The organism is Bacillus inaquosorum KCTC 13429 (assembly GCF_000332645.1).
GTDB classification, from domain to species: Bacteria; Bacillota; Bacilli; order Bacillales; family Bacillaceae; genus Bacillus; species Bacillus inaquosorum.
Map to the genome: position 1 here is coordinate 175,873 of NZ_AMXN01000002.1, position 25,632 is coordinate 201,504.

27 protein-coding genes and 1 other annotated feature (1 of these 28 only partly in view) are annotated in these 25,632 nt (G+C 43.8%); of the genes, 1 reads left to right on the forward strand and 26 read right to left on the reverse strand.

What is annotated here, in order from left to right:
* Nucleotides 1–98 (reverse strand) — a binding site (T-box leader); it reaches 78 nt to the left of the window's first position.
* Nucleotides 99–137: 39 nt separating this feature from the next.
* The 15 genes from recO to rpsU all read right to left on the reverse strand — a co-directional run bounded on the left by recO (nucleotide 138) and on the right by rpsU (nucleotide 11,731).
* Nucleotides 138–905 (reverse strand): DNA repair protein RecO, encoded by a 768-nt coding sequence (recO, locus tag BSI_RS15635; protein ID WP_003237065.1) that lies wholly within the window; start codon nucleotides 903–905, stop codon nucleotides 138–140.
* 36 nt (nucleotides 906–941) lie between these two features.
* Nucleotides 942–1,085, reverse strand: a complete 144-nt coding sequence (locus BSI_RS15630; protein WP_003230053.1) for a YqzL family protein — start codon at nucleotides 1,083–1,085, stop codon at nucleotides 942–944.
* A gap of 143 nt (nucleotides 1,086–1,228) precedes the next feature.
* Nucleotides 1,229–2,134 carry a GTPase Era gene (gene era / locus BSI_RS15625; RefSeq protein ID WP_003226207.1) on the reverse strand — a complete coding sequence of 302 codons (906 nt, stop codon included), beginning with the start codon at nucleotides 2,132–2,134 and terminating at the stop codon, nucleotides 1,229–1,231.
* The gene (locus BSI_RS15620) at nucleotides 2,115–2,525 is read right to left on the reverse strand and encodes a cytidine deaminase (protein WP_003237067.1); all 411 of its coding nucleotides are present in this window, start codon (nucleotides 2,523–2,525) and stop codon (nucleotides 2,115–2,117) included. Before BSI_RS15620 ends, era begins: the two co-directional genes overlap by 20 nt.
* Before the next feature lie 120 nt (nucleotides 2,526–2,645).
* Complete coding sequence (locus tag BSI_RS15615; RefSeq protein WP_003237069.1) at nucleotides 2,646–3,017, reverse strand: diacylglycerol kinase family protein; 372 nt, start codon at nucleotides 3,015–3,017, stop codon at nucleotides 2,646–2,648.
* A complete protein-coding gene (ybeY, locus tag BSI_RS15610) occupies nucleotides 2,998–3,471 on the reverse strand; it encodes an rRNA maturation RNase YbeY (protein WP_003237071.1) in 474 nt (157 codons plus the stop codon). The genes BSI_RS15615 and ybeY overlap by 20 nt, the downstream gene beginning before the upstream one ends.
* Nucleotides 3,472–5,607 carry a cyclic-di-AMP phosphodiesterase PgpH gene (gene pgpH / locus BSI_RS15605; protein ID WP_080010837.1) on the reverse strand — a complete coding sequence of 712 codons (2,136 nt, stop codon included), beginning with the start codon at nucleotides 5,605–5,607 and terminating at the stop codon, nucleotides 3,472–3,474. It abuts the gene before it with no gap.
* 78 nt (nucleotides 5,608–5,685) lie between these two features.
* The gene (locus tag BSI_RS15600) at nucleotides 5,686–6,645 is read right to left on the reverse strand and encodes a PhoH family protein (RefSeq protein WP_003237078.1); all 960 of its coding nucleotides are present in this window, start codon (nucleotides 6,643–6,645) and stop codon (nucleotides 5,686–5,688) included.
* Nucleotides 6,642–7,838, reverse strand: a complete 1,197-nt coding sequence (yqfD, locus tag BSI_RS15595) for a sporulation protein YqfD (protein WP_003237080.1) — start codon at nucleotides 7,836–7,838, stop codon at nucleotides 6,642–6,644. Before yqfD ends, BSI_RS15600 begins: the two co-directional genes overlap by 4 nt.
* An 18-nt stretch (nucleotides 7,839–7,856) precedes the next feature.
* The gene (yqfC, locus tag BSI_RS15590; RefSeq protein ID WP_003237082.1) at nucleotides 7,857–8,138 is read right to left on the reverse strand and encodes a sporulation protein YqfC; all 282 of its coding nucleotides are present in this window, start codon (nucleotides 8,136–8,138) and stop codon (nucleotides 7,857–7,859) included.
* A gap of 56 nt (nucleotides 8,139–8,194) precedes the next feature.
* A complete protein-coding gene (locus tag BSI_RS15585) occupies nucleotides 8,195–8,611 on the reverse strand; it encodes a YqfB family membrane protein (RefSeq protein ID WP_003237083.1) in 417 nt (138 codons plus the stop codon).
* A gap of 24 nt (nucleotides 8,612–8,635) precedes the next feature.
* Nucleotides 8,636–9,631 (reverse strand): flotillin-like protein FloA, encoded by a 996-nt coding sequence (gene floA, locus BSI_RS15580; protein WP_003237085.1) that lies wholly within the window; start codon nucleotides 9,629–9,631, stop codon nucleotides 8,636–8,638.
* 21 nt (nucleotides 9,632–9,652) lie between these two features.
* The gene (locus tag BSI_RS15575; RefSeq protein WP_003237087.1) at nucleotides 9,653–10,966 is read right to left on the reverse strand and encodes an NfeD family protein; all 1,314 of its coding nucleotides are present in this window, start codon (nucleotides 10,964–10,966) and stop codon (nucleotides 9,653–9,655) included.
* Nucleotides 10,967–11,096: 130 nt separating this feature from the next.
* The gene (locus BSI_RS15570; protein ID WP_003230022.1) at nucleotides 11,097–11,543 is read right to left on the reverse strand and encodes a GatB/YqeY domain-containing protein; all 447 of its coding nucleotides are present in this window, start codon (nucleotides 11,541–11,543) and stop codon (nucleotides 11,097–11,099) included.
* Between the two features lie 14 nt (nucleotides 11,544–11,557).
* The gene (gene rpsU / locus BSI_RS15565) at nucleotides 11,558–11,731 is read right to left on the reverse strand and encodes a 30S ribosomal protein S21 (protein ID WP_003152957.1); all 174 of its coding nucleotides are present in this window, start codon (nucleotides 11,729–11,731) and stop codon (nucleotides 11,558–11,560) included.
* A gap of 172 nt (nucleotides 11,732–11,903) precedes the next feature.
* Here rpsU and BSI_RS15560 point away from each other — a divergent pair, with 172 nt between their 5' ends.
* Nucleotides 11,904–12,827: a Na/Pi symporter gene (locus BSI_RS15560; protein WP_003237089.1), complete on the forward strand. Its 924-nt coding sequence runs from the start codon at nucleotides 11,904–11,906 to the stop codon at nucleotides 12,825–12,827.
* Between the two features lie 34 nt (nucleotides 12,828–12,861).
* Here BSI_RS15560 and mtaB read toward each other — a convergent pair whose 3' ends face one another.
* The 11 genes from mtaB to spoIIP form a co-directional block, all read right to left on the reverse strand.
* Nucleotides 12,862–14,217, reverse strand: a complete 1,356-nt coding sequence (mtaB, locus tag BSI_RS15555; protein ID WP_003237091.1) for a tRNA (N(6)-L-threonylcarbamoyladenosine(37)-C(2))-methylthiotransferase MtaB — start codon at nucleotides 14,215–14,217, stop codon at nucleotides 12,862–12,864.
* A complete protein-coding gene (locus BSI_RS15550; protein WP_003237093.1) occupies nucleotides 14,217–14,987 on the reverse strand; it encodes a 16S rRNA (uracil(1498)-N(3))-methyltransferase in 771 nt (256 codons plus the stop codon). Before BSI_RS15550 ends, mtaB begins: the two co-directional genes overlap by 1 nt.
* Nucleotides 14,988–15,009: 22 nt before the next feature.
* Nucleotides 15,010–15,945 (reverse strand): 50S ribosomal protein L11 methyltransferase, encoded by a 936-nt coding sequence (gene prmA, locus BSI_RS15545; protein ID WP_003237094.1) that lies wholly within the window; start codon nucleotides 15,943–15,945, stop codon nucleotides 15,010–15,012.
* A gap of 24 nt (nucleotides 15,946–15,969) precedes the next feature.
* Complete coding sequence (dnaJ, locus tag BSI_RS15540) at nucleotides 15,970–17,097, reverse strand: molecular chaperone DnaJ (protein ID WP_003237095.1); 1,128 nt, start codon at nucleotides 17,095–17,097, stop codon at nucleotides 15,970–15,972.
* A gap of 199 nt (nucleotides 17,098–17,296) precedes the next feature.
* The gene (gene dnaK / locus BSI_RS15535) at nucleotides 17,297–19,132 is read right to left on the reverse strand and encodes a molecular chaperone DnaK (protein WP_003237096.1); all 1,836 of its coding nucleotides are present in this window, start codon (nucleotides 19,130–19,132) and stop codon (nucleotides 17,297–17,299) included.
* 23 nt (nucleotides 19,133–19,155) lie between these two features.
* Entirely contained in the window at nucleotides 19,156–19,719 is a 564-nt protein-coding gene (grpE, locus tag BSI_RS15530) for a nucleotide exchange factor GrpE (protein ID WP_003237097.1), read from the reverse strand.
* Between the two features lie 71 nt (nucleotides 19,720–19,790).
* Nucleotides 19,791–20,822, reverse strand: coding sequence for a heat-inducible transcriptional repressor HrcA (hrcA, locus tag BSI_RS15525; protein ID WP_003237098.1), 1,032 nt, complete (start codon nucleotides 20,820–20,822; stop codon nucleotides 19,791–19,793).
* Nucleotides 20,823–20,902: 80 nt separating this feature from the next.
* On the reverse strand, nucleotides 20,903–22,042 hold the full coding sequence (hemW, locus tag BSI_RS15520) for a radical SAM family heme chaperone HemW (protein WP_003237099.1): 1,140 nt from the start codon (nucleotides 22,040–22,042) through the stop codon (nucleotides 20,903–20,905).
* Nucleotides 22,043–22,094: 52 nt separating this feature from the next.
* Nucleotides 22,095–23,933 carry a translation elongation factor 4 gene (gene lepA, locus BSI_RS15515; protein ID WP_003237100.1) on the reverse strand — a complete coding sequence of 613 codons (1,839 nt, stop codon included), beginning with the start codon at nucleotides 23,931–23,933 and terminating at the stop codon, nucleotides 22,095–22,097.
* 132 nt (nucleotides 23,934–24,065) lie between these two features.
* Nucleotides 24,066–24,404 (reverse strand): YqxA family protein, encoded by a 339-nt coding sequence (locus BSI_RS15510; RefSeq protein ID WP_003237101.1) that lies wholly within the window; start codon nucleotides 24,402–24,404, stop codon nucleotides 24,066–24,068.
* A gap of 16 nt (nucleotides 24,405–24,420) precedes the next feature.
* Nucleotides 24,421–25,626 (reverse strand): spore autolysin SpoIIP, encoded by a 1,206-nt coding sequence (gene spoIIP / locus BSI_RS15505; RefSeq protein ID WP_003237102.1) that lies wholly within the window; start codon nucleotides 25,624–25,626, stop codon nucleotides 24,421–24,423.
* Nucleotides 25,627–25,632 lie beyond the last annotated feature (6 nt).

Below are 25,632 nucleotides of genomic sequence, written 5' to 3' on the forward strand. Positions count from 1 at the left end.
AAGAATGCCTTTCGTTGCGCGCTCATCCTTAGCTTACACCGCCCTAAGGTCGCTTTCATGAGGTAAACGCAAGTACTTCTTTCTCTCACTGCAACATATTTTATAATAAATGATCATATAAAAAGATGGACCAGATGTCAACTTTTGTTTTCACCCATAAGATGTTTCATGCTTTCCATTTGATCTAAAAAGCGCTTTGATTTTAAATATAACCCTGAATATTCCTCATAATATAAATCAATCACTTGCTTCAATTCAGCTTTTGTTTCCTGTTTTAAGGACACATTGCCCAGCCTCGACAGATCGAAGTAATAAAACAGCCTCAACAGCCTTGCCGTTTGCGGTTTAATCGGAATCCTGTAAGGATCTTTTTCAAAACAGCGATGGCAAATAAACCCGTTATCACGGACAGAGAAATGAAATGTCCCGTCCTGGCTTTTACAATGCACACAGTGATTCAGCTCGGGATACAGCCCCATGACACCGAGCATCTTCATTTGAACAATGAAGGTGATGACATCCGGATCTGTTCCTTCATTCAGCTGTTTAAACGATTCTAAAATGAATTCAAACAAGAAAGGGTTTGGCTTTTTTTCTTCTGTGCCTCTGTCGACTAGCTCAGCAATATACGCAGCATATGCTGTTAAAAACAAATCTTCCCTGATGCCTCTCATGCTGAGGATCATTTCACCCTGCTGAAGCGTTCCGAGGCCCGTTGTTTTTTGCATTAAGAATGAACCATACAAAAAGGGCTGGCTGACTGCTGATAAACGGCTGTTCGGTTTTTTGGCGCCTCTTGCCATAACACCTATTTTTCCGTGTTCTCTTGTCAGTAAAGTAACGATTTTATTCGTCTCTCCGTAATCGTTTGTGCGAAGAACGATTCCTTCACATTTTGTCAGCATTTCCGCACCTTCCTAAAGCAGGAGCGGCCAAGAGGTTTATAAAATTGGATAATCAAATCGGGCTAGCTCATCTTCTAGTTCTTCGGGTCTTTCCATGTTCTCTTTTTCCAGCTCTTTAAAAAGAAGATACGTATCAACATTTCCTGTTTGAGAAAATACGTTCCAGGTAAAATTCAACACAAGAAACCCACCTTTCTGTAGTTAAACTAGCTTACCTAAACTCCAAATTCTTACCTTTATCTTGACCAGATGTCCTCCATTTCATGTTAAACAAAATTTGCTAATGCATCCCTGTTCCTGTGAGATAATGACACAGCAAGAGATTAATATTCGTCCTCTTTGAAGCCAAAATCGCGAAGCTGGGACATTTTATTGCGCCAGTCTTTCTGCACTTTGACCCACAATTCAAGGTAGACACGGGAGCCTAACAATGCTTCAATATCCGCTCTCGCTCTTTTTCCGACCTCTTTCAGCAGACTTCCTTTTTTCCCGATCACAATGCCTTTTTGAGAATCACGTTCGACCACAATCGTTGCCGCTACATGCACAGAACCGTTGTCCTGCCCTTTTATGGATTCGATGGCCACCGCAATGCTGTGCGGGATTTCTTCTCTCGTCAGATGCAGCACCTTTTCTCTGATTAATTCAGAAATGATAAAGCGCTCCGGGTGGTCAGTTACCTGGTCACTTGGATAGAATTGCGGCCCTTCCGGCAAATATGCTTCAATCTGGGCGAGCAATGTTTCGATATTATTTCCTTCTAAAGCAGAAATCGGAACAATTTCCTTAAAAGGATAACGTCCGCGGTATTCGTCAATTAACAGAAGCAATTGATCAGGATGAATTTTGTCAATTTTGTTTACGATTAAAAATACAGGCGTAGACATCTTCTGCAATTTCTCAATGATGAATTCGTCGCCCTTCCCGTAGCCTTCCTCTGCATTGATCATAAACAAGATCAAATCGACTTCTTTTAATGTATTTTGTGCCACTTTCATCATAAAGTCCCCAAGTTTATGCTTAGGCTTATGAATCCCTGGTGTGTCAATAAAAATAGTTTGTGATGTGCCTGTCGTCAGAACTCCTTGCACCTTGTTTCTCGTCGTTTGGGGCTTATCGCTCATGATCGCAATTTTTTGTCCAATGACTCTGTTCAAAAATGTAGACTTTCCTACGTTTGGTCTTCCAATAATGGATACAAATCCTGATTTAAAACTTTCGTTCGTCATGTAAATCCTCCGATGAAAATGCGCCTGGCAATAATTCTTCCACAGTCATTTCTTTTATTTGTCCTTGTAAATTAGTCAGTACGACAATAACGTCCTTTGTGCAAAGCTCAGAAATCACCTGGCGGCAGGCTCCGCACGGAGATACCGGTCCAGGGGTGTCAGCCGCAACGGCCAGCATCTGAAACTCTGTATCCCCTTCAGAAACAGCTTTAAATAAAGCGGTACGCTCAGCGCAATTGCACATGCTGTATGCCGCGTTCTCGATGTTGCAGCCTTTGTACACTTTTCCATCCTTGGTAAGAAGAGCGGCTCCTACTTGAAACTTGGAATACGGCGCATATGCCATATCACGCGCTTTTAAAGCTTCTGTTATTAATTCTTGTTTGTTCATGTGTACATGTTCCTCTCTTACCTTTAATGGTACCGCTATCACTTTATATTTTACATAATCGCGCGCTTTTTTTCACGCCCATTTCTAAAAATGTAAAATAAATGTAAGAATTTTCAGCCATTACAGCTTTGGCAAAAAAATAAGTAAACCAATGATACACGAAATGACAGCAAAAACGCAAACAGCCCCGGCGGCAGCGTCCTTAGCCGCTTTAGCAAGAGGATGATGTTTGTCTGTTATTAAATCAACCGTATGTTCAATGGCTGTATTTAAAAGCTCAAGCGAAAACATTCCGCCGATCAAAAGGAAAATAATTGCCCACTCAATCGGGCTGAGCTCCACAAGGAAGCCGCAAATGAGAACAGCGCAGGCGGCTGCGGCATGAAATTGGAAATTCCGCTCCGTCCGCGCTGTTTCCCATATGCCCCGGCCTGCATGCACAAAGCTTTTGAAGAATCGCTTCAGCTCATTTCTATGATCTCTTGAGTCCATAAGCGTCCAGCAAATCCTTTTGCTTAGTAAACATCTCCTCTTCTTCCTCTTTCGTCATATGGTCATATCCTAAAAGATGCAGAAATCCGTGCACGGCAAGAAACCCGAGCTCTCTCTTAAAAGAATGATTATACTCTTCGGCCTGCTCCCTTGTGCGATCTGCACTGATGATAATATCACCTAAAACCGGCGGCATTTCCGCGCCTACGATTTCAACCTCGCCTTCTCCCTCTTCTTCAAGAGCAAATGAGATGACGTCTGTCGGCGCATCCTTTCCGCGATAGTCTTTATTAATCTGCTGTATGTCTTCATTGGTAACAATCGTGACAGAAACTTCAGCCTGATCCTGAACACCTTCACGCTCAGCGGCAAATTGAAGCAGATTTTCTACTTCTTTGAGCATCTCTTCTGAGACACTCCCCGTTTCATCAACGATATCAATCAGTAAACTCATCTATTTCACCTTCTTAGTAGCCTCCGGATATTCGATCCGGGAGTGGAAAATTCCTTTTAATGTTGCACAGAGCGTTTTTGCGATTGTATCAAGCTCTTTAAATGTCAAATCGCATTCGCTGAACTGTCCGTCCTGCAGCTTATCGGATATAATACCCCGGACAAGCTTTTCAATTCGTTCAGGGTTTGGATTATGCATGGATCTGACGGCCGCTTCAACACTGTCAGCCACTGATATAATCGCAGCTTCCTTTGACTGCGGCTTCGGTCCCGGATAACGGAACTCTTCTTCTGTAATCTGATCGCCTTTTTCCTTCGCTTTATAATAAAAGAACTTTAAAAGCGAGGTTCCATGATGCTGCTCAGCAATGTCGACAAGCTCTTTCGGAAATTTATAGCTTCTCAGCATGTTCGCACCGTCAGTGGTATGCGAAATGATGATATTTTTACTTAGCTGAGGAGACAGCTTGTCATGCGGATTATCAATATTCATTTGGTTCTCAATAAAATATTGCGGCCGCTTTGTTTTTCCGAGATCGTGGTAATACGCGCCGACTCTTGCAAGCAAGCCATTAGCCCCAACCGCCTCACAGGCTGCCTCTGACAAATTGGCGACCATTACACTGTGATGATATGTACCTGGTGTTTCTGTTAGTATTTTGCGTAGCAACGGATGGTTAGGATTAGACAGCTCGATCAGCCTCATAGTGGATAAAATGCCAAAGCCTGTCTCAAAAAACGGCATCAGCCCGATGATCAATACAGACGAAGCAAATCCTGATACAACCCCCATCAGCATTAACGTGCCGATTTCAAGGCCCGACAGCGCAGTGTTTTGGATCAATAATAAGGAAAGAACGACAACCATATTGATAAACGCCACGAAAAGCCCGGTCTGCAAAATCTTTGATCTGGCATTGTGTTTTCCTAAAAATAAAACACCTGAAATCCCGCTGATCAAATAATAAATTCCGATGACATAATTGAATGTTCCTGTCACACCCTGATTAAACATCATACTTCCGCAAATCGCAAGAATGATACTTCCCAAAATGGCGATGCGTTCATTCATCAGCAGTTTGATTAAGATCGCGCCGGCCGCAATAGGAACAAGATAACCGATATTATTATATTCCATCTTCTGAAATAAACTGACGACCTCCATGATCACAAGCAAAAGCGTTGTGATAATGGAGAAAAGCAGGATGGATTGGTTTTTAACCTTCAGGTTTTGTTTCTGTTTTTCAAAATAATATACAAGTGTTGCAATGAAAAGTCCGATCATAATCAATAGGCCGCTGATCGGCTTAAAGAGATTTGAGTTATTTAACAACCCGGTCAGCTCGAGTTTTCTGTACACTTCCCGATCAATGAGGTCATTTTCTTCCACGAGCACCTGGCCCTGTTTGATCTGAACCTGCTGGACATTGTCTGACGCTTCCTGACGCTTTGCCTCTGTCGCTTTCGGATCGAAGACGTAATTCGGAATAATAGCAAAACGCCCGATTTCTGTCGCAGCTCCTAAGTATTTAGACGGAATAGAATTGCTCTTTAGCTCTTTTTCTACTTTATCCTTTGCATCAGATAGTTTATCCGACGGGATTTCACTGCTCATCACCGTATTCACTGCCGTAATGACCGTATCTCTGACGAAAGAAAAGTCTTCACTGTCTGCTTTCAGCAATGTCTTGATGGAATCCTCTGAAATAGAATCATTCACATCTGACGTCAGTTTGTTCTTCACAGACTTAACCATTGATTTTTCCGACGGTGATTTGCTGTCTTCTTCCGCCGATTTTTTCACTTCGCTGATACTGTCGAATATAGATGACACAAGGTCAATCCGATTGTCTGTATATTCTTTTTTCAATGTATATTGATCTTCAACCGCGTCCTCAGCGGCTTGCTTTTTTTCCTCTGTGGCTTTTTGATCTTCCACGGTTGCCGGAGCATAAATGGTCTTGTCGCTGACTGAAAACAGGTCTAAATCAAGTGTTTCCGGCTTAACATGTACAAAGAGCAAAGCAAACATAATGGCAGCCAGCAGAAGATACAGCAGGACATGCATGGAGCGGGCATTTTTAAAGCTGCTCCATTTGTTTGGTCTGCTTTTGGTCTTCCCCTTCTTTTTCAACACAAGAACCTCCTCTTGAAACATCAAGCCCATAAGCAATCATAAAAATGACCCGATAACGCGCGATCGGGTCATTCAGCATTAATTTTGCTTATCGTATGCTTCAATAATTTTCGCAACAAGCGGATGTCTGACCACGTCTGTCTGGTCTAGCTCAATCATAGAAATGCCGTCTATTCCCCTCAGCATCTCCTTCGCTACTGCAAGTCCCGATTTGACGCCTTTCGGCAGATCAATTTGGCTAACGTCACCTGTAATGATCATTTTAGAGCCAAAGCCCAGTCTCGTCAAAAACATTTTCATTTGAGCAGGCGTGGTATTCTGTGCTTCATCAAGTATAACATAAGCATCATCAAGCGTCCGTCCCCTCATATATGCAAGCGGAGCAATTTCAATGATGCCTCTTTCCATTAGACGTTCTGTATGATCTGCCCCAAGCACATCATGAAGAGCGTCATACAGCGGGCGCAAATAAGGATCTACTTTCTCTTTGAGGTCACCTGGCAGAAAACCGAGGCTTTCACCGGCTTCCACGGCAGGTCTTGTTAAAATGATTTTTTTGATATGTCCGTTTTTTAAAGCATGGACTGCTTTTACGACAGCCAGGTACGTTTTCCCGGTTCCCGCCGGGCCGATGCCGAATACAAGGTCATTCCGCTTCATGGCGGCCACGTATTCCCGCTGTCCTATCGTTTTTACACGGATTGATTTGCCTTTTGCGTTTTTTGTAATTTCTTCTTCGTACATGCTTTCAAAGTATTCAAGTTCATTCTTCTTTGCCATTTTGACGGCGTAAATCACATCACGTTCAGAGATCTCTATCCCCCTGCGAATTAAAGCGAGGAGCGATCCCAGCAGCTTATCTGCAATCTGAAACGATTCTTCATCGCCTGAAACATAAATCGTTTCGCCGCGCGTAATGATATTTACATTCAGATCTTTCTCCATCAATTTCAAAAAAGAATCTTGGTTCCCGAACAGTGAAAGCGCCTCGTCCGGGCTTTTCAGTTTTTGATTCATCGCAAGTAAATGTTCTGTCATTCTTCAGTCTCCCTGACAATAGGTGTGGTTTGAACGATATCTTCTATAACTTGGTAGAGAATAATCAACTTTACTTTACCATTCTCAACAGTCTGGTGCAAAACTTTTTCACTTTTCACCTCGCCGTTTTCGCCTATTTTATCCTCTACATCCAGTTTACCCATTTTTATGCCTTCTTGAACTGCTTCTTCTTTCGTATATTTTCGCAAAGCTTCTTCACTTTCTCTCGTTTGCTCTTTGATATAAGATATAGGGAGCTTAAATCCGAGAAAATTCAGCGAATGCTTTTCTTGTTCTGTTTTTGGGTGCTTCAATTCCTCTTTTTTAAACGTCATACCCCAGATCGGGATGGCCAAAGAGCCAAAAGAAAGCTTGTGCTTTGTCCTTACTTTGCCCGTATAGACGTTAAATAATGTTTCAAGCGGGACTGTCACTTCAGATCTGTACCAGGTTTCTCCGTAAATTTCTGCTTTTGAGGCGACTTCCTGCTGTTGCTCTTCGCTGCCAATGAGTCCCGAAACAAGCAGCTGTCCCTTTTCCACATGATCGTGGATTGCGGCCATCGGCTGTCCTTTTTGCACAAACATTCTTGTAATGGTTGCTTTCTTTTTGGCGACAATATCGCGCGGGCTTACATACTTTTCTTTTTCGGGCTCATTTTTCTCCACGACTTTCATATGAATGGTCGTCCCCTTCAGATCAACACCGACCCAGGTGATATTGTCTATTCCATTGGTTAACGATTTTTGTATTTTTTCGGGCGACATCATTAAAAACTGCAGATGTCCCTTTTTGACGCCGATTTCATTAAGATGCTGCATCATTTGATGTTCCGTTTCAGGCTTAGCGCCTGTCACATCAATTTTCCACACCATATTGGAAAGCAAAAACAAAAGGATGAAAAACATTGCAAAACCGATCGTAAACCCTATATTCAGCTTTGATTTCAGCAACAGGAAAGGGAATCCCTTCCTATTAATAAATCGGGCTTTACATTTAAATTTTCTTCTCACCCGCCGAAAGGCATGTACATCCTGAAGCTGTATATATAACGATACGGCTTCTTTCTTTTTTTTGACATGAAAGACCGGAATCCCCTGTCTTGTGCATTCATTAAGAAGCCGTTCAATCCCTCTTCCCGTCAATTCAAGCTGGACCTTACCCGAAAAAAAAGACAGCCATTTATTTTTCACAACATTTCCCCCTCGGCTTTATGACTCAACATATCGAACGACATCAATCGTACCCTCCAAAAGAATTTCTTCCGGAAGAATCGCCTTGATGACAAAGTTTTTTCCTGATATGATGCACTGGCCCTGCTTCAGCATCAGCCTCACTTCATTCTCACTGAAAAGCAAAAGGCCTCTGTGGTTTTCTATGTAGATATGAAGTCTGCCAACCATTGTAATCCGCGGCAGATCCATCATAACGTCCGGGGGAATTTCCAATGCTCTTGTCAGCCAAGCTTTCACACGATTCTTTCTTTGCCCCATACAAAAAGAACCCCCTTTCATCTCATATGTATGATTTGAAAGGAGGTTCTAACACTTTAATTTTTACGGGCCGAGCGCATCGTATGGTGAGGTTTTTTCGCCCTTGGAGGCCCGAATACCTCTCCTAAGACGATCCCCTGTACCACAGTGTCTTTATTAACCTGGAGCATTTTTTGTTTTGTGTATACTGCTTTTTGTTTACCTGCAGTAAGATCACGTTCCAGCCCTTTCAGGTTTCTTTCTGTTTCCCTGCGTCTTTCTTCCGCTTCCCGTCTTACCTGTTCCATGCGGTTAGGAATAGGGACAGATACTTCTTCTGCCTGCTTCTTTTGAGGAGAAGCAGTTTGCATCTGCTGAGGTTCTTTTCTGTTTTGGCTGCTTTTCTTTTCTTCTTTGTTCTTTTTGCCGAAAATCGCAGAAATGATTCCGATAATCACTGCAATAATAAGCGGATTGGTCAGTATATCTTCCATCAGAGTTCTCCCTTCTTAGAGAGATTATGATTTGCGGTCTTCATCAGACGAATCTTTCGTCAGCTTGCCGAATGAATCACGCATTTCTGTGTCAGCATCGATGTTTTTGATATTCATGTAGTCCATGACGCCAATATTCCCTTCACGTAAAGCTTCTGCCATCGCAAGCGGTACTTCCGCTTCGGCTTCTACCACTTTCGCGCGCATTTCTTCTACGCGGGCGCGCATTTCCTGTTCCTGAGCGACAGCCATCGCACGGCGTTCTTCCGCTTTTGCTTGCGCGATGTTTTTATCAGCCTCAGCCTGATCGGTTTGTAAGATCGCACCGATATTTTTACCGATGTCAACATCAGCAATATCAATCGAGAGAATTTCAAACGCAGTTCCTGAGTCCAATCCTTTTCCAAGGACTGTCTGAGAAATCATATCAGGGTTTTCAAGCACTTTTTTATGATTATCAGATGAACCGATTGTAGAGACAATCCCTTCGCCGACACGGGCTACAATGGTTTCTTCCCCTGCTCCCCCGACGAGGCGTTCGATATTCGCTCTTACTGTGATTCTCGCTTTCGCTTTCATTTCAATCCCGTCCATGGCAACACCGGCAATAAATGGTGTTTCAATCACCTTAGGGTTAACACTCATCTGCACGGCTTCCAATACGTCACGGCCGGCAAGATCAATAGCAGCACAGCGTTCGAATGTGAGTTCAATGTTGGCTCGCTGAGCAGCGATCAGGGCATTGACAACTCTGTCAACGTTTCCTCCGGCAAGATAGTGGCTTTCAAGCTGGTTTGTTCCAACGTCGAGTCCGGCTTTATGCGCTTTAATCAGCGGATTAACCACTCGGTTCGGTATGACGCGGCGAAGCCTCATTCCTACAAGAGTGAAAATACTGATTCTCACTCCGGCTGCTAACGCTGAAATCCAAAGCATCACAGGCACAAATGTAAAAAATACAGCTAAAACAATGATTCCTACTACGATAATAGCCAGAATCATGAGTGTTGATGGATCCATATCTATTCTCCTCGTTTCTGTTTAAATTTCTCGCACGACAATGCGTGAGCCTTCTACTTTAATCACTTTTACTTTCTTATCTTTTTCTGTAAACGATCCCTCTGAAACGACGTCAAGACGTTCATCATCAATAATGACGGTACCGGCGGGACGCAGCGGTGTAAAGGTTACACCCACTTTGCCCATTAAGTCCGTGCGTGTTTGATTTGATACGTAGCCGCTCTCCGTATTTGTAGAATCATTTAATATCAATTTCTTAAAGAATTTCATACGCTTTCCCAACACCCTTGTCAGTAAAATGAAAGCTGTAATAGAAACAGCTGAGGCGATCAAGAGAGAAACCGCCATGACAGTGAAGCTTCCCGCGGCTAAAAACAGGCTCGCAATAATCGCTCCTAAGCCCAGTAATCCAATGATTCCCCCGGGAAGGAAAATCTCAAGCAGGATGAGGATCACCCCTGCTATAAAGAGGAGAACCGTTTCGTATCCTGCAAGGCCGGCTGCGAGATGCCCGTAAAAGAACAGCAGCAAAGCAATGAATCCAATCGTTCCAGGTATGCCGACACCCGGGGAAAAAAGCTCCACCGTCAGACCTAAAAAAGCGATTGTCAGCAGAATAGGAACAATGACCGGGTTCGTCAGCCATCTTGCTGTCTTTTCCGCAAAGCTTTCCTTTGCATAGCTGATGTGTGCTTTTTCAAACCCAAGCTTCTTTACGAGCACGGATAAATTGTCAGCATTGCCTTCTGAATAGCCAACATCAATCGCCTTATCAGCGTTAAGTGTCAGCAGATCACCCTTCGGCGCGCCGACTTCCTTGGCATCTATATCCGGGTCAGCCATTGCGAGCGCATATTTTGGATCGCGATTATTCTTCACTGCGGCATCTTCCATCTCTGCAAGCCAAAGCGATTCAGCTTTTTGGTCAGCGACATTGCCTTTACCGTCAATAATCGCGGCCGCTCCCATTTTTCCGCCGGGCGCCATATAAATGTTATCGGCTTGCAGGGCAATATATGCACCAGCTGACAACGCGCGTTTGTTTACATATGCAGTTACAGGGATCTCGCTTTCGGTTATCAAATCTGCTATATCAATAGCTGATTTGACCAATCCTCCCGGCGTATTGATATCAAGAATAACATGATCAGCATGGGCTTCTTTTGCATCCTGTAATGAACGGGACAAAAACGAGGCGAGACCCTGTTCGACATTTTTTTCAATCGGGATCACATAAACCGTTTGTTTCTCTGCTTTTGCGTTCAGCTGTACGCCTAATAAAGAAAGTAAAAATATGCTCAATAGAGCAACACGGAATCCTTTGATGTGAAGCAAGGGCGGTGTATCCCTCCTTCCTTTTATAATAAGTGCCTTCTCTTCATACGTAACAAATGTATCAAAGGTTTCATTTTTTTATGTATAAAAAAAGACATCTCTCTTAGAAAGATGTCCTTTTCTTTGCCATTTAAGACAGTTGACTGCTCACAAGTTTATTAATTAAACTTCCGTCAGCTTTACCTTTTACTTTAGGCATAATTGCCCCCATCACTTTGCCCATGTCCGCTTTTGAGCTCGCACCGACCTCCGCGATGGTTTCATTTACGATTGTACGCAGCTCTTCTTCTGACAGCTGCTCAGGTAAATAAACTTCTAAAATGTCCAGCTCTTTTTGAACTTTATCTACTAAATCTAAACGATTAGCGTTTGAAAATTCCTGGAGGGAGTCTTTACGTTGCTTAAGTTCACGAGAAAGGACAGTGAGTTCCTCATCCTCGGTCAAACTGTCTTTCTTAAGCTTAATTGCTTCATTTTGAAGTGAAGCCTTAACCATTCGAACGACAGTCAGTTTGTCTTTCTCACGGTTTTTCATATATAGCTTCATATCCTGGTTAAGACGCTCAAGAAGACTCATAAATCCACCCTCTTTTAGAATTTGCGTTTTCTAGCAGCTTCAGACTTTTTCTTGCGCTTTACGCTAGGTTTTTCATAAAATTCACGCTTTCTTGCTTCTTGCAAAGTACCTGTCTTTGATACACTGCGTTTGAAGCGACGAAGAGCATCTTCAAGCGATTCGTTTTTTCTAACGACCGTTTTTGACATTCTCTTTCCCTCCCTCCGAATACACCAATCGACTACCTTTAAGTTACACATATAAACATGTACTTTGACATTATAATATAAGCCATCAGTCAGGTCAACTAAGTGAGTTCACTTTTCCGTCATGAGCGCGACTGCCTGTCTATATAATGATGGAAAGGGGTTGGTGAATAAGATGTTGATTCTGATCAGTTTTACTGCTCTTATATTATTCTTTCTCGCAGGCATGAACATGCTTCGAAAAGGCTTAATTTCAATGGCGTACTCAAAAATTGAAGAACGTTTGCTTTTATTTACGAACCATCCGTTAAAAGCGTTTCTTATCAGTATTGTATTTACGGGGATTCTTCAGAGCAGTTCAGCCTTTATGGTTATTGTCATTGGCTTTGTAAGTGCAGGCGTTCTTTCTTTTAAGAGAACGATACCGATGATTCTAGGAACAAATGTCGGGTCGACCTTTACAACTGAATTTATTGCCATCAAAATGGATGTGTTGATTTGGATTCTTTTGATAGGCGGTTTATTGTTTTTTCTGACTGGCAGGTATCCCTTAAGACAGCTGGGAACAAGCTTCCTCGGACTGGGCATCATCTTTTTTTGCATCAGCGGGTTTAGCCACCTTGCAGGACCGCTTACAAAGCTGAAAACGGGAGCCGACGTTCTATACCACGTTAACGATTCAAACTGGTCCGCATTGCTCATCGGTATGGTGTTAACTGCCATCATTCACTCAAGCTCCGTCTGCATCGGTATTTTGATGAGCTTTATGAATGAAGGCATTATCGGACTGACACAGGCGATGAGCGTCGTGCTCGGGTCAAATATCGGGACATGCATTACAGCTGTCATGGCTGCTGTATCCGGCGGATATGCGGCGAAACAGACAGCGTATGCCCATGTGGTATTTAACGTGCTGGGCGTGGCTATTGTATTTCCTTTTCTGACAGCAGCGACCGGCTTTGTAGAACAGTTATCACCTGATCCCGCACAAAGGATCGCGCATTTCAGCCTTTTATTTAATGTGGTAACAGCTCTTTTATTTCTTCCGCTTACAAACTTGTTTTATCGCTTGATTCACTTCCTTATTCCAGCTAAATAAAAAACCAGTGCATGTAAATGCACCGGTTTTTAGATTAAGAAGACAAACGCATATGTTCAGTTATTTCGTCCTCAACAATACGGACAAATTGCCCTTCGTTGTAAGGATAACCTGCTTTTTGGATTTTGATCTTCACGATTTTGCCGATCATATCTTCCGTTCCTTTGAAAACAACCTTCATATAGTTGTCTGTGTAACCAACAAACATGTTCTCTTCTTCTGTTTCTTTATACGCTTCCTCAGGGATAATCTCAAGCACTTCATTTTCATACTGAGAAGCGTATTCCTTCGCAAGTTGATCAGAAAGAGCAATCAGGCGGTGTACACGTTCATTTTTCACGTTTTCATCCACTTGGTCTTCCATTCGCGCAGCTGGCGTTCCTGTGCGCTTACTGTAAGGGAAAACATGCAGTTCAGAGAATTTATGTTCTTTAATAAAGTTATAGGTTTCCATAAATTCTTCTTCTGTTTCCCCAGGGAACCCTACAATAACGTCAGAAGTTACAGCTAAGCCTGGCAATGCTTTTTTCAATTTGTTTAAACGGTCTGCAAAAAACTCCATCGTATATTTACGTCTCATCCGTTTAAGCACTGTGTTTGATCCGGATTGGATAGGAATATGCAAATGATTCACAATCTTATCTGAGCGGTCTAAGACCTCGATCACTTCGTCTGTGATCTGGCTAGCCTCGATCGAAGAAATTCTGATCCTTTTAACGCCTTCAACACGAGTGTCTAATTCTCTCAAGAGTTTAGCGAAGTTGTAATCTTTCATATCTTCGCCGTAGCCGCCTGTATGAATACCGGTTAGAACAATTTCTTTATATCCGGCATCGACAAGCTGCTGCGCCTGTTTAATGACTTCTTCAGGATCGCGGGAGCGAAGCAGGCCGCGGGCCCACGGAATGATACAGAATGTGCAGAAATTATTGCAGCCTTCCTGTATTTTCAATGACGCTCTTGTCCGGTCCGTGAAAGCAGGTACATCAAGCTCCTCATACACTCTTGCTTTCATGATATTGCTGACACCGTTAATCGGCTGGCGTTCTTCTCGGTATTGGTCGATGTAGCCGAGCATTTTTTCCCGGTCCTGTGTTCCGACTACAATATCGACACCAGGGATCGCCATAATCTCAGCAGGCGAGGTTTGCGCATAGCAGCCTGTGACACAGATGACACCGTCAGGATTTTGACGAATGGCGCGTCTGATCACTTGGCGGCTTTTTTTATCTCCTGTATTTGTTACCGTACATGTATTGATGACATATACATCAGCTGTTTGTTCAAAGTCTCTTCTTTCATAGCCCGCTTCTTTGAAAAGCTGCCAGATTGCTTCTGTTTCATAATGGTTGACTTTACAGCCAAGCGTATGGAAAGCAACAGTTGCCATTATTGATCACCTCTTAATAACTCTGTTTGATAAGAAATCGCACTCAACGCGTATAGCGGAGCGGTTTCTGTCCTTAAAATTCTCGGTCCAAGGCCGCACGGTACACCGTCTTTCTCTGTGAGCCGTTCAACCTCCGCTTCTGTTAAACCGCCTTCGGGACCAAAAACGACCAAAAGGGATGATCCTTTCGGAAGGCTGCTTACAACCGCGCTGAATGCGCTTATTTCCCCTTGCTTCGATGACTCCTCGTATGCAACGACACATTTATCGAAATCCTGCATCCTTTGAAGAAGCTGCTGAAAAGAATGGACATCCATCACTTGCGGCACTTCGTTACGGTACGATTGTTCAGCCGCTTCCTTCGCGATTTTCGTCCATCTTTCCCGCTTTTTCTTTGCCTTTTTATCATCCAGCTTAACAACTGAACGAGCGGCTTGGAAAGGAATAAAGGCATGAGCTCCAAGCTCCGTCCCCTTTTGGATAATCCATTCAAGCTTATCTCCTTTCGGGAGGCCGCTCGCAATATAAACCTTTATCGGAAGCTCTCTGTTTTCATTCGTCCATTCTACCACAAGACAGGACACATTATCTTTGGAAACAGATTGAAGCTCACATTTTGCCTCGAAGCCGTCCTGAGAGCAGCAGATAATCTGATCTCCCTCATTCATTCTCATCACGTTCACAATATGATGAACATCTTCGCCGGTAATTGAAAAAGCCGGCGCTTCCTCCATTTGCTGCTTCGTGAGCTCGATAAAATATCGTTGCATACGCTGTGACACCTACTAACTGTTATTTTTTCGCAATAATGCTGACCCAATCTTCCATTGAAAGGATTTCTACAATGGTAAAGCCAGCTTGTTCCAGTGCTTCTTTTACTTCTTGTTTTTTATGGGCGATGATTCCTGACGTAATAAAATGGCCGCCTTCTTTTAACAGGCTGTACGCTTGTGAAGTAAAGCGAAGAATGACTTCAGCCAAAATGTTGGCAACAATCACATCATGTTCCCCTTCAATCCCGTCTAACAAATTATTTTGCTTCACTTGAGCAGTATCGCTCACTTTGTTCAGCTTGAGATTGAGGCGTGCACTTTCTACAGCTACGGGATCAAGATCGTAGGCATGAACCGATTCCGCCTCAAGCATTGCAGCCGCAATACTTAAAATTCCGGAACCTGTACCGACATCAATCACCTTATCGCCCTTTTGCACAAAGCGTTCAAGCGCCTGAATGCACAGTACGGTTGTTGGGTGTGTTCCTGTACCGAATGCCATTCCCGGGTCCATCTCAATAATCAGTTCATCTGTATGGACCGGCGTATATTCCTCCCACGTCGGCACAATTGTAAACTTTTCAGAAATTTTCACAGGATGATAATACTTTTTCCAGGCAGTGGCCCACTCTTCTTCATTCACTTCAGAAATCGTGATGTGATTTCTGCCCAAATCAATATTGTAAAGAAGCAGATTATTAATCGTTTCTTTAATGCCATCCACCGTTTCGCCTAGAAAACTGTTAACCGGCAGGTATGCTTTAACAATGACACCCTCGTCTGGATAATCATTGGGGTCGAGCTGGTAGATTTCCCCGTACACATTCTCACGTTCTTTAATTAAATCAAGCGGGTCCTCTATCACAACCCCACTTGCACCAGCTTCATGCAATATATTTGAGATAGGTTCGACCGCTTCATGTGTTGTGTGAATGCTTAATTCGGACCATTTCAAAACTACCAACTCCTCATCCAATAATTAATCGCCTTTAAACGCGCGTTTTACCTTGTCAAAGAAACTCATTTCCTGTTCGTCAGGCAGGTTTCCGCTGACCTCGGCAAATTCGCGGATAATGTCTTTTTGTTTATCTGTCAGGTTTGTCGGCGTAACGACGCGGACGACGATATGCTGGTCACCCTGTCCATAGCCTCTGACATTTTGAACGCCTTTGCCTCTTAATCTGAATTTAGTTCCTGTTTGTGTACCGGCTGGAATTTTCAACTTCACTTTTCCATGCAGCGTCGGAACTTCCACTTCATCACCGAGAGCAGCCTGAGCAAACGTTAACGGCATTTCACAGTAAATATCATCGCCGTCACGCTCGAAAAACTCGTGGGCGCGCACGTGGAACACGACAAATAAATCCCCGGCAGGGCCGCCGTTTACTCCTGGTTCACCCTGTCCCGCGAGACGAAGCTGCTGCCCGTCATCTACACCGGCTGGAATTGTCACGTTAATTTTTTTGCGTTTTTTGATTTTTCCTTTGCCGCCGCAATCCGCACATTTGTCTTTAATAATTTTACCCGTACCTTCACAGTGGTGGCAGACACGTCTGTTAACAACTTTTCCAAACGGTGTATTTTGCTCCACGTTTAACTGGCCGGAGCCTCCGCAGTGGGAGCACGTTTCAGGGGTTGTTCCAGGTTTCGCACCTGAACCTTTACATGTGTCGCACGTTTCCTCACGCGGAATTTCGATGGTCGTTTCTTTACCGAAAGCGGCATCCTCAAACGACAAGGTCATCGTATACTGCAAATCGGCACCTTGGCGCGGTGCGTTAGGATCTCTTCGTCTTGTGCCTCCGCCGAAAATACTTGAGAAAATATCATCGAAACCAAAACCGCCGAAATCGCCGCCGCCAAAACCTCCGCCGCCGAAGCCCTGATTAGGATCAGTATGCCCAAATTGGTCGTAATGCGCACGTTTTTGGTCATCTGACAGGGTTTCGTACGCTTCTTTTACCTCTTTAAATTTTTCATCCGATCCGGCTTCTTTGTTAATATCAGGATGATATTTTTTTGACAGCTTCCGATAAGCTTTTTTAATTTCATCCTTTGAAGCGCTCTTACTTACTCCCAGCACTTCATAGTGATCACGCTTACTCATCTCGCTTCACTCTCCCGAATTTCTCACATAAATTAGATTGTATCATTTTGAATTATGATTTTTCAATTCCTTTTATCCCGGGCAAGAAAAAAAGTCAAAGCCAAGAGATGCCTGACTTTGACTTTCTAATCATTGAATCAGATTATGAAATGGGTTCTTTTCGGTCAGCCCCAGAAGGGGGACTGACTCGGAAAGGAACTTATTTTTTGTTTTGGTCGTCGTTTACTTCTTCGTATTCAGCGTCGACAACGTTGTCATCCGCTTTGCCTTCAGCGTTTGCTCCGCCTTGAGCTTGCTGTGCTTTAGCAGCTTCTTCATAAAGCTTCATAGAAAGCTCTTGAACGATTGTTTGAAGCTCATCTTTTTTCGCTTTGATTTCTTCAAATTCGTTTTTCTCAATCGCTGCTTTTAAAGCGTCTTTGGCATCGTTGGCTTTTTTCACTTGTTCTTCGTCCACTTTGCCTTCAAGATCTTTTAATGTTTTCTCAGTTTGGAAAACAAGCTGATCTGCTTCGTTGCGGATTTCAATTTCTTCTTTTTTCTTCGCATCAGCATCAGCATTTTCTTCCGCTTCTTTTACCATGCGTTCGATCTCATCATCAGAAAGACCTGAAGAAGATTTGATAGTAATGTTTTGTTCTTTTCCTGTGCCTAAGTCTTTTGCTCTTACGTTTACGATACCGTTTTTGTCAATATCGAAAGAAACTTCGATTTGAGGCACGCCGCGCGGTGCTGGCGGGATATCAGTAAGCTGGAAGCGGCCGAGTGTTTTGTTGTCGGCAGACATTGGGCGCTCACCTTGAAGAACATGGATATCAACAGCTGTTTGGTTATCAGCAGCAGTTGAGAACACTTGAGATTTGCTTGTCGGGATCGTCGTGTTGCGGTCGATCAGTTTTGTGAACACGCCGCCCATTGTTTCGATACCGAGAGAAAGCGGTGTAACGTCAAGAAGAACTACGTCTTTTACATCACCAGTGATAACGCCGCCCTGAATTGCAGCACCAAGCGCTACAACTTCATCTGGGTTTACGCCTTTATGCGCTTCTTTTCCAGTTTCTTTTTTGATTGCTTCTTGTACAGCAGGGATACGAGTTGATCCGCCGACAAGGATGACTTTGTCGATTTCGCTTGCAGAAAGTCCTGCATCTTGAAGCGCTTGACGGACAGGACCCATTGTGCGCTCTACTAAATGAGAAGAAAGCTCTTCGAATTTAGCGCGGGTTAATGTAAGTTCAAGGTGAAGCGGTCCTGCTTCTCCAGCTGTGATAAACGGTAAAGAAATTTGCGTAGAAGAAACGCCGGAAAGATCTTTTTTCGCTTTTTCAGCTGCGTCTTTCAAACGCTGGAGCGCCATTTTGTCTTTTGACAAATCAATGCCGTTTTCTTTTTTGAATTCAGACACAAGATGATCGATGATGACTTGGTCAAAATCATCCCCGCCAAGACGGTTGTCGCCGGCAGTTGAACGAACTTCGAATACACCGTCGCCAAGTTCAAGGATTGAAACGTCGAATGTACCGCCGCCAAGGTCATATACTAGGATCGTTTGATCTTCATCTGTTTTATCAAGTCCGTATGCAAGCGCTGCTGCAGTCGGCTCGTTGATGATACGTTCTACTTCAAGACCTGCAATTTTACCAGCGTCTTTTGTTGCTTGACGCTCAGCATCGTTAAAGTATGCAGGAACTGTGATAACTGCTTTTGATACTGTTTCGCCAAGATAGCTCTCAGCGTATGATTTAAGATGTTGAAGGATGATAGCAGACACTTCTTGAGGAGTGTAATCTTTTCCTTCAATTTCAACTTTATAATCTGTACCCATATGGCGTTTAACAGACATGATTGTGTTAGGGTTTGTGATAGATTGGCGTTTAGCCACTTCCCCTACTTGGCGTTCGCCGTTTTTGAATGCAACAACTGATGGCGTTGTGCGGTTTCCTTCAGCGTTAGCAATAACTTTAGGCTCTCCGCCTTCAAGCACTGCCACACATGAGTTTGTTGTACCTAAGTCGATTCCGATAACTTTACTCACTTGAATAACCTCCTGCTATGTAATTATTGATTCACTTTGACCATGGAAGGGCGAATGACGCGATCCTTCAGCTTATAGCCTTTTTGCATTTCCTCAACAACAATGTTGGAGCCGTAGTTTTCATCTTCAGCCTGCATAACGGCTTGGTGCAGATTAGGATCAAATTCCTGCCCTACAGCTTCAATGGCTTCCACACCTTCTTTTTTCAAGGCTTCTACGAGCTGACGGTGGACCATTTCCATTCCTTGGAGCAAACTTTTCGTCTGTTCATTGTCGGCTTCAACCTGAAGCGCTCTTTCAAAGCTGTCAAGAGCCGGCAGCAAATCAGCCACGATGTTTTGAGAACGGTATTTTTGGGACGCTTCCATCTCTAAACGGCTGCGTCGTTTATAGTTTTCAAAGTCTGCTTGAACACGCAAAAGTTTGTTTTCTTTTTCCTCAAGCAAACCTTGCAATTCGTTAATTTGATTTTGAAGAAGTTCGCTTTCATTTGTTTCTTCCTGCTGTTCTTCAGCGGCTGCTTGTTCTTCAATGACTTCTTGCTCTTCTGTTTCGTTTTGTTCAACGGTTTGTTTTTCTTCTGACATTGTGTTCACCTCCCTCAAAGTGTAAGGAGAAGGGCGGGTGCTGCCCTTCGATAAAATTTGCCAAAATTCCCTTATTCATCATACAAACTTGTTAATGCTTTTGACAAGTCCGAAGTCACATGCTGAAGCAGGCTGACAACCCTGGAATAGTTCATGCGGGTCGGGCCGATGATCGCAATTGAGCCGATCTGCTTCTGATCGACAGAATAAGAAGCCGTAATCAGACTGCAGTTTTCCATCTCTTCATAGTCGTTTTCTTTCCCGATTTTAATCGAAATTCCCGTGTGTGGGGATTGAACAAGCTTTAAAACGTCCTGTTCTTTTTCGATTAACGAGAGCAGCGACCGAACTCTAGTAATATCATGGAACTCCGGCTGGTTCAGCATGTTGATTTTTCCGCCGAAAAACAATTTTTCGACGTGGCTTGTGGAATGAAAGGTTGAACGAAGCGCGTCAAGAATATTATCATAGTTCGTAATGTGCTGTCTTAGGTACATGACGACTTCCTTAAATATGCGCTCATTCAGTTCATCCATTGGAACACCGCTTAAACGGTCGTTTAGTATATTTACCAGTTTTTCAATATCAGACAGATCCATTTTGGCTGGAAAATTAATCGTTTTGTTTTCCACATGCCCCGTATTGGTAACGAGAATCGCTACTGCCATATCGGGCTGAATCGGTATGATTTGAATCTGTTTAAGGTAATTCTCACTCAGCTTCGGCCCGAGTACGATGGATGTATAATTCGTCAGATCGGACAAAATTTGCGCTGATTTTTGAACTGTCTTCTCCAGCTCGAAAATTTTCTCTTTGAAGATCGAGTGGATTTGGTCCAGATCGCTTTTTGTCAGTTTGACGGGTGACAGCAAATGGTCAACATAGTACCGGTACCCTTTTTCTGACGGAACACGTCCTGAGGATGAATGGGTTTTTTCAATGAAGCCCAATTCTTCCAAGTCAGCCATCTCGTTTCTTATTGTTGCAGAGCTAAATGTGATTTCATCTTTTTTCGAAAGAGTTCTTGACCCTACCGGCTGCGCCGATTTAATAAAATCGTTGATTATGACCTGAAGGATCAGCAGCTGACGATTTGTTAACATCATCATCACCTCTGTTAGCACTCTCGATAAGCGAGTGCTAATTCTATAACAAAAGTATCAAACCACAAGAAAAATGTCAATTATAACTCACCCAAAAAAGCGCCAAAAACTTCATTACCTAATAATTTTCCCTGATGAGTCAAACAAACGGCAGACTCCGAATTGTGAATCAGCCCTTTTTCAGCGAGGTCTTTTAATACACTTGGGAAAAGTTCATCCAGGGAACGCCCGTATTTTTCTGCAAATCGTTTTTTACTGACACCGGCTGTTTTTCTCAGGCCTAAAAACATTTCTTCTTCAATTTGTTCTTCTATTGTCACTTCATGTGTATCTCTGTACGGAAAGCCTTTTTCTGCTATCAGGTCGATATAATGTTTGACAGGTCCGACGTTTACTGTCCGTGTGCCGCTGATATATCCGTGGGCCCCTGCTCCAAAGCCGAAATATTCCTCGTTACTCCAATACGTCAGATTGTGCTTTGATTCCATGCCTGCCTTGGCAAAGTTGCTGATTTCATATTGATGAATGCCGTGAGCTTCCATCCGGCTCATCACCATTTCATACATTTCAGCTTCCTGCTCCTGTGGCGGCAGATGAAGCCGCCCTTTTTGCATCAAGTTATAAAATACCGTTTTCGGTTCTACAATGAGTGAGTACACGGAATAATGCTCGGCATCCAGCGATAAAGCAGTATTTAAAGAATGATCCAGATGTTTAAGGGTTTGTCCCGGAAGTCCGAACATTAAATCAAGACTGATATTGTCAAATCCGATTTCCCGCGCCCTTTCAAAAGAGGCAAATACATCTTTTTGTTTGTGCACTCGGCCGATTTTTTCTAACAGATCGTCTTCGAATGTTTGGACACCGAAGCTGAGGCGATTTACGCCTGCTTCTTTTAAAATTTTTAATTTCCCTGCGGACAAGTCGTCCGGATTTGCTTCAACCGCAAATTCCGACAAGGCGCTTGAGGGCTTCAGCACTCGGATGATCGTGTCCATCAGCTTTTTAAGCTGTTCCTCAGACAGGGAGGTCGGCGTGCCTCCTCCGATAAAGATCGTTTTAAGGTCAGGCTGCCCTGTTTTTGCAATTGTATTTATCATTTCCTGTTCGAGCGCGTTTAAATACTCACCGACAGGCTGGCTTTGAATAAAATATTTATTGAAATCGCAGTAGTGGCAAATGTGCTCACAAAATGGGATATGGATATAAGCTGATTTCAACGAATTCACCTTCTTTACAGAAAGAAGCCGCAGTACAGGACTGCGGCGGCTTCTATTGTTTTTTCGGACTGTCGTCCATTTTCAGAACTGCCATGAATGCTTCTTGCGGCACCTCAACTGAGCCGACCTGCTTCATTCGGCGTTTTCCTTCTTTTTGTTTTTCAAGAAGTTTCCGTTTACGCGAGATGTCCCCTCCATAACATTTAGCCAATACGTTTTTACGCATTGCTTTTATGGTAGAGCGGGCCACGATTTTCTGGCCGATTGCGGCTTGGACCGGAACCTCGAACTGCTGGCGCGGAATGAGCTCTTTCAGTTTTTCAACGATCACTTTTCCGCGTTCATATGCGTAATCACGATGCACGATAAAGGACAGAGCATCGATTTTTTCACCGTTCAGCATAATGTCCATTTTCACAAGCTTAGACGGTTTGTAGCCGATCAGTTCATAATCAAAGGACGCATAGCCTTTTGTGCTTGATTTCAGCTGGTCAAAAAACTCGTATACGATTTCCGCTAACGGCATGTCATAAATGATGCTGACACGGTTTGCGTCCAAATACTGCATATCAATGAAATTGCCGCGCTTGCCTTGGCAAAGCTCCATTACAGCGCCGACGTAGTCATTCGGTACCATCATTGTCGCTTTTACGTACGGCTCCTCAATCCGTTCGATCTTTTGAGGGTCCGGCATGTTGGACGGGTTGTCGACAACGACCTTTTCGCCGTCTGTCATATACACGTCATAGATAACGCTTGGCGCTGTCGTAATCAGGTCGATGTTGAACTCACGCTCAATGCGCTCCTGAATGATCTCCATGTGGAGCATACCTAAAAATCCGCAGCGGAACCCGAATCCAAGCGCTTGTGAAGTTTCTGCTTCATATTGAAGGGCGGAATCATTCAGCTCAAGTTTTTCAAGGGCTTCCCTTAAATCATTATATTTTGCTGTATCAATCGGGTACAATCCGCAGTACACCATCGGGTTGAGCTTTCGGTATCCCGGCAGTGCTTCGTCTGCAGGATTGGCAGCGCTCGTTATTGTATCACCGACTCGCGTGTCACCGACATTTTTGATAGAGGCAGTCAGGAAGCCTACATCACCGACCGTCAGTTCATTTGTCGGAGTCGCTTTCGGCGTGAATACGCCGACTTCTGTTACTTCGAATTCTTTGCCGGTTGCCATCATTTTGATTTTTTGTCCCGGTTTTACCGTTCCTTCAACGACTCTGATATACGCCACGACACCGCGGTAGGCATCATAAAGCGAGTCGAAGATCAGTGCTTTGAGGGGCGCCTCCGGATCTCCGGTCGGAGCGGGCACCTTTTCTACGATCTGTTCTAAAATCTCCTCAATCCCGATACCGGCTTTTGCTGACGCAAGCACTGCTTCTGATGCGTCAAGGCCGATAACATCCTCTACCTCTTGGCGCACACGTTCCGGCTCGGCGCTCGGTAGATCGATTTTATTGATGACTGGAAGTATTTCAAGATCGTTATCAAGCGCTAAGTAGACATTGGCGAGCGTCTGCGCTTCAATTCCCTGTGCTGCATCCACGACAAGAATCGCTCCTTCGCAGGCAGCAAGGCTTCGGGATACTTCGTACGTGAAGTCGACGTGTCCCGGCGTATCAATCAGATGGAAAATATATTCCTCTCCGTCTTTTGCTTTGTATTTAAGCTGAACAGAGTTTAACTTAATCGTTATGCCCCGTTCACGTTCAAGATCCATAGAATCGAGCAATTGTTCTTTCATTTCTCGTTGAGTGATTGCCGACGTTTTTTCTAAAATACGATCCGCTAAGGTCGATTTTCCGTGGTCAATATGGGCAATGATAGAGAAATTCCGTATTCTCGACTGCCTCTCTAAACGCTTTTCTTTATCTGTCACAATCTATCACTCCTACTATTAAACGCAAAATACACTAGCTTAGATTATATCAATAGGATTGTAAAGATTCAATGTAAAACAAGAAAGAGAAAAGTTCCCTGTCAAACCTGGGCTGCTTTTCTCTTTCACGCACTATTGATTCAGATCCCGTATCCATTCATACATTGACTGGGCAGTGTTGGTTACGGTGTCCGAAAGCGCTTTTCCGGCTTTAGAGAACATATTGAACGTTTCGACCTGTTCCAGCTCTTTTTGTTTTTCTTCTAAATCTTTCGCCGTAACTGTTTCTCCTAAAATCGAGGCTTCTTTTTCATTATTTTTTCCGTCGGTGAGCGTAAACGCTCCCTTAAGTGAAGGGTCATGATAGCCTTTCATACTCAGCATCCCGTTATTCGCCTGCTGCATGCCGAACAGTACGCCTAAAAACATGATCGTGACAAGCAGTAAGCATTTGCCAAAGTATGCAATCAAATCAACCACCTATTTCTTATTGTTTTTTCGTCTCGCCGCTCTCTGCGTTGACCTTTTCAGCATCCCAGTATATTTCGCTGAATACGTCTGCGGCTGCGTCAGCTGCACGCTGCAGCTCCTCGAGGTTATTATCTACTCCGCCAAATTCGAGCAAAAGCGCTCTGTCGGTTAAGTCCTGATTGTAAACACCGTTATCTCCTGGCGAGCCTTTTGAAAAGACACCTGTGCTGAGTCCGGGGTATTTTTTCTCCATCAGCTTATGAAGCTCGCTTGCAATTTTATAGTTTTCTTCGAAATTCTTGCTTTTTTTGCCGACGACAAAGGCTACCCGGGCATAGCTTTTCCCATTAATCGTTGCTGTCGTATCTTTTTTGCGCCGTGAGTCTCTGTGGATGTCAATGATATATTGCAGATTTTTGTTTGAGGTGAGCGCATCTTTGACAACCGGCCTTGATTCATCATAGGATCTGGCATAGTTTAAGCCTTTTTTGTTCAGTTTTGCCTGTATATCGGTTTTATTCACTGTGGCTCCGATGCCTTGGGATTCAAGCGCTTTTCCGAACATATCTCCTACGAGCGTGACGTTGGCTTTAGAATGGCGCGCCATATCAGGATCGGTCTCGCCTTTTAATAGAGGGAGATATGATTCCGTATTGTGTGTGTGATAGATAAAGACGACCTTTTTATCACCGGTTGTTTGTTTCGGCGGATCTTTTTGCGCATGATCTGATTGTGTTTGCTGTTTTTCAATCTCTGCCAAATTCGCTTCTCTTTCTTCCTCCATCACCTTTGACGGCGGCGGCGATTCCGCCGGCATATTCGTATAATCCGTGCCTTGTCCAGCTAACAGGATCTCGGTATCAAATTGTGCAAACCCCGGCAGCTCCCGGCCGAGAAAACTCCGCGGATCTTCGAGGTTAATGCTTGTCGCCAGCTTCAAAGAAAGACGTGAAAGATGGAATGAGCTGTCGGTTTGAGAAAGGTCAGAAGCGAAATAATGGTTTTCCATCCGCAGCAAGTGTGCAAACATGTCTCCCGGCAATTCTTCAGCAATCCCGTAAAAAGAGTCAGACGACGGCCTGAGTTCCGGCCGGAGAGACGTCAGCACACCGGATAGAACAAAAATCACGATAAGGCTTGCGATAAATAGAAAGATGGCTTTTACCGCTTTCCCGCCATTTACCGCAACAACAATTTGTCTGTTTCTGCGTTTATTTCTCATTGAATC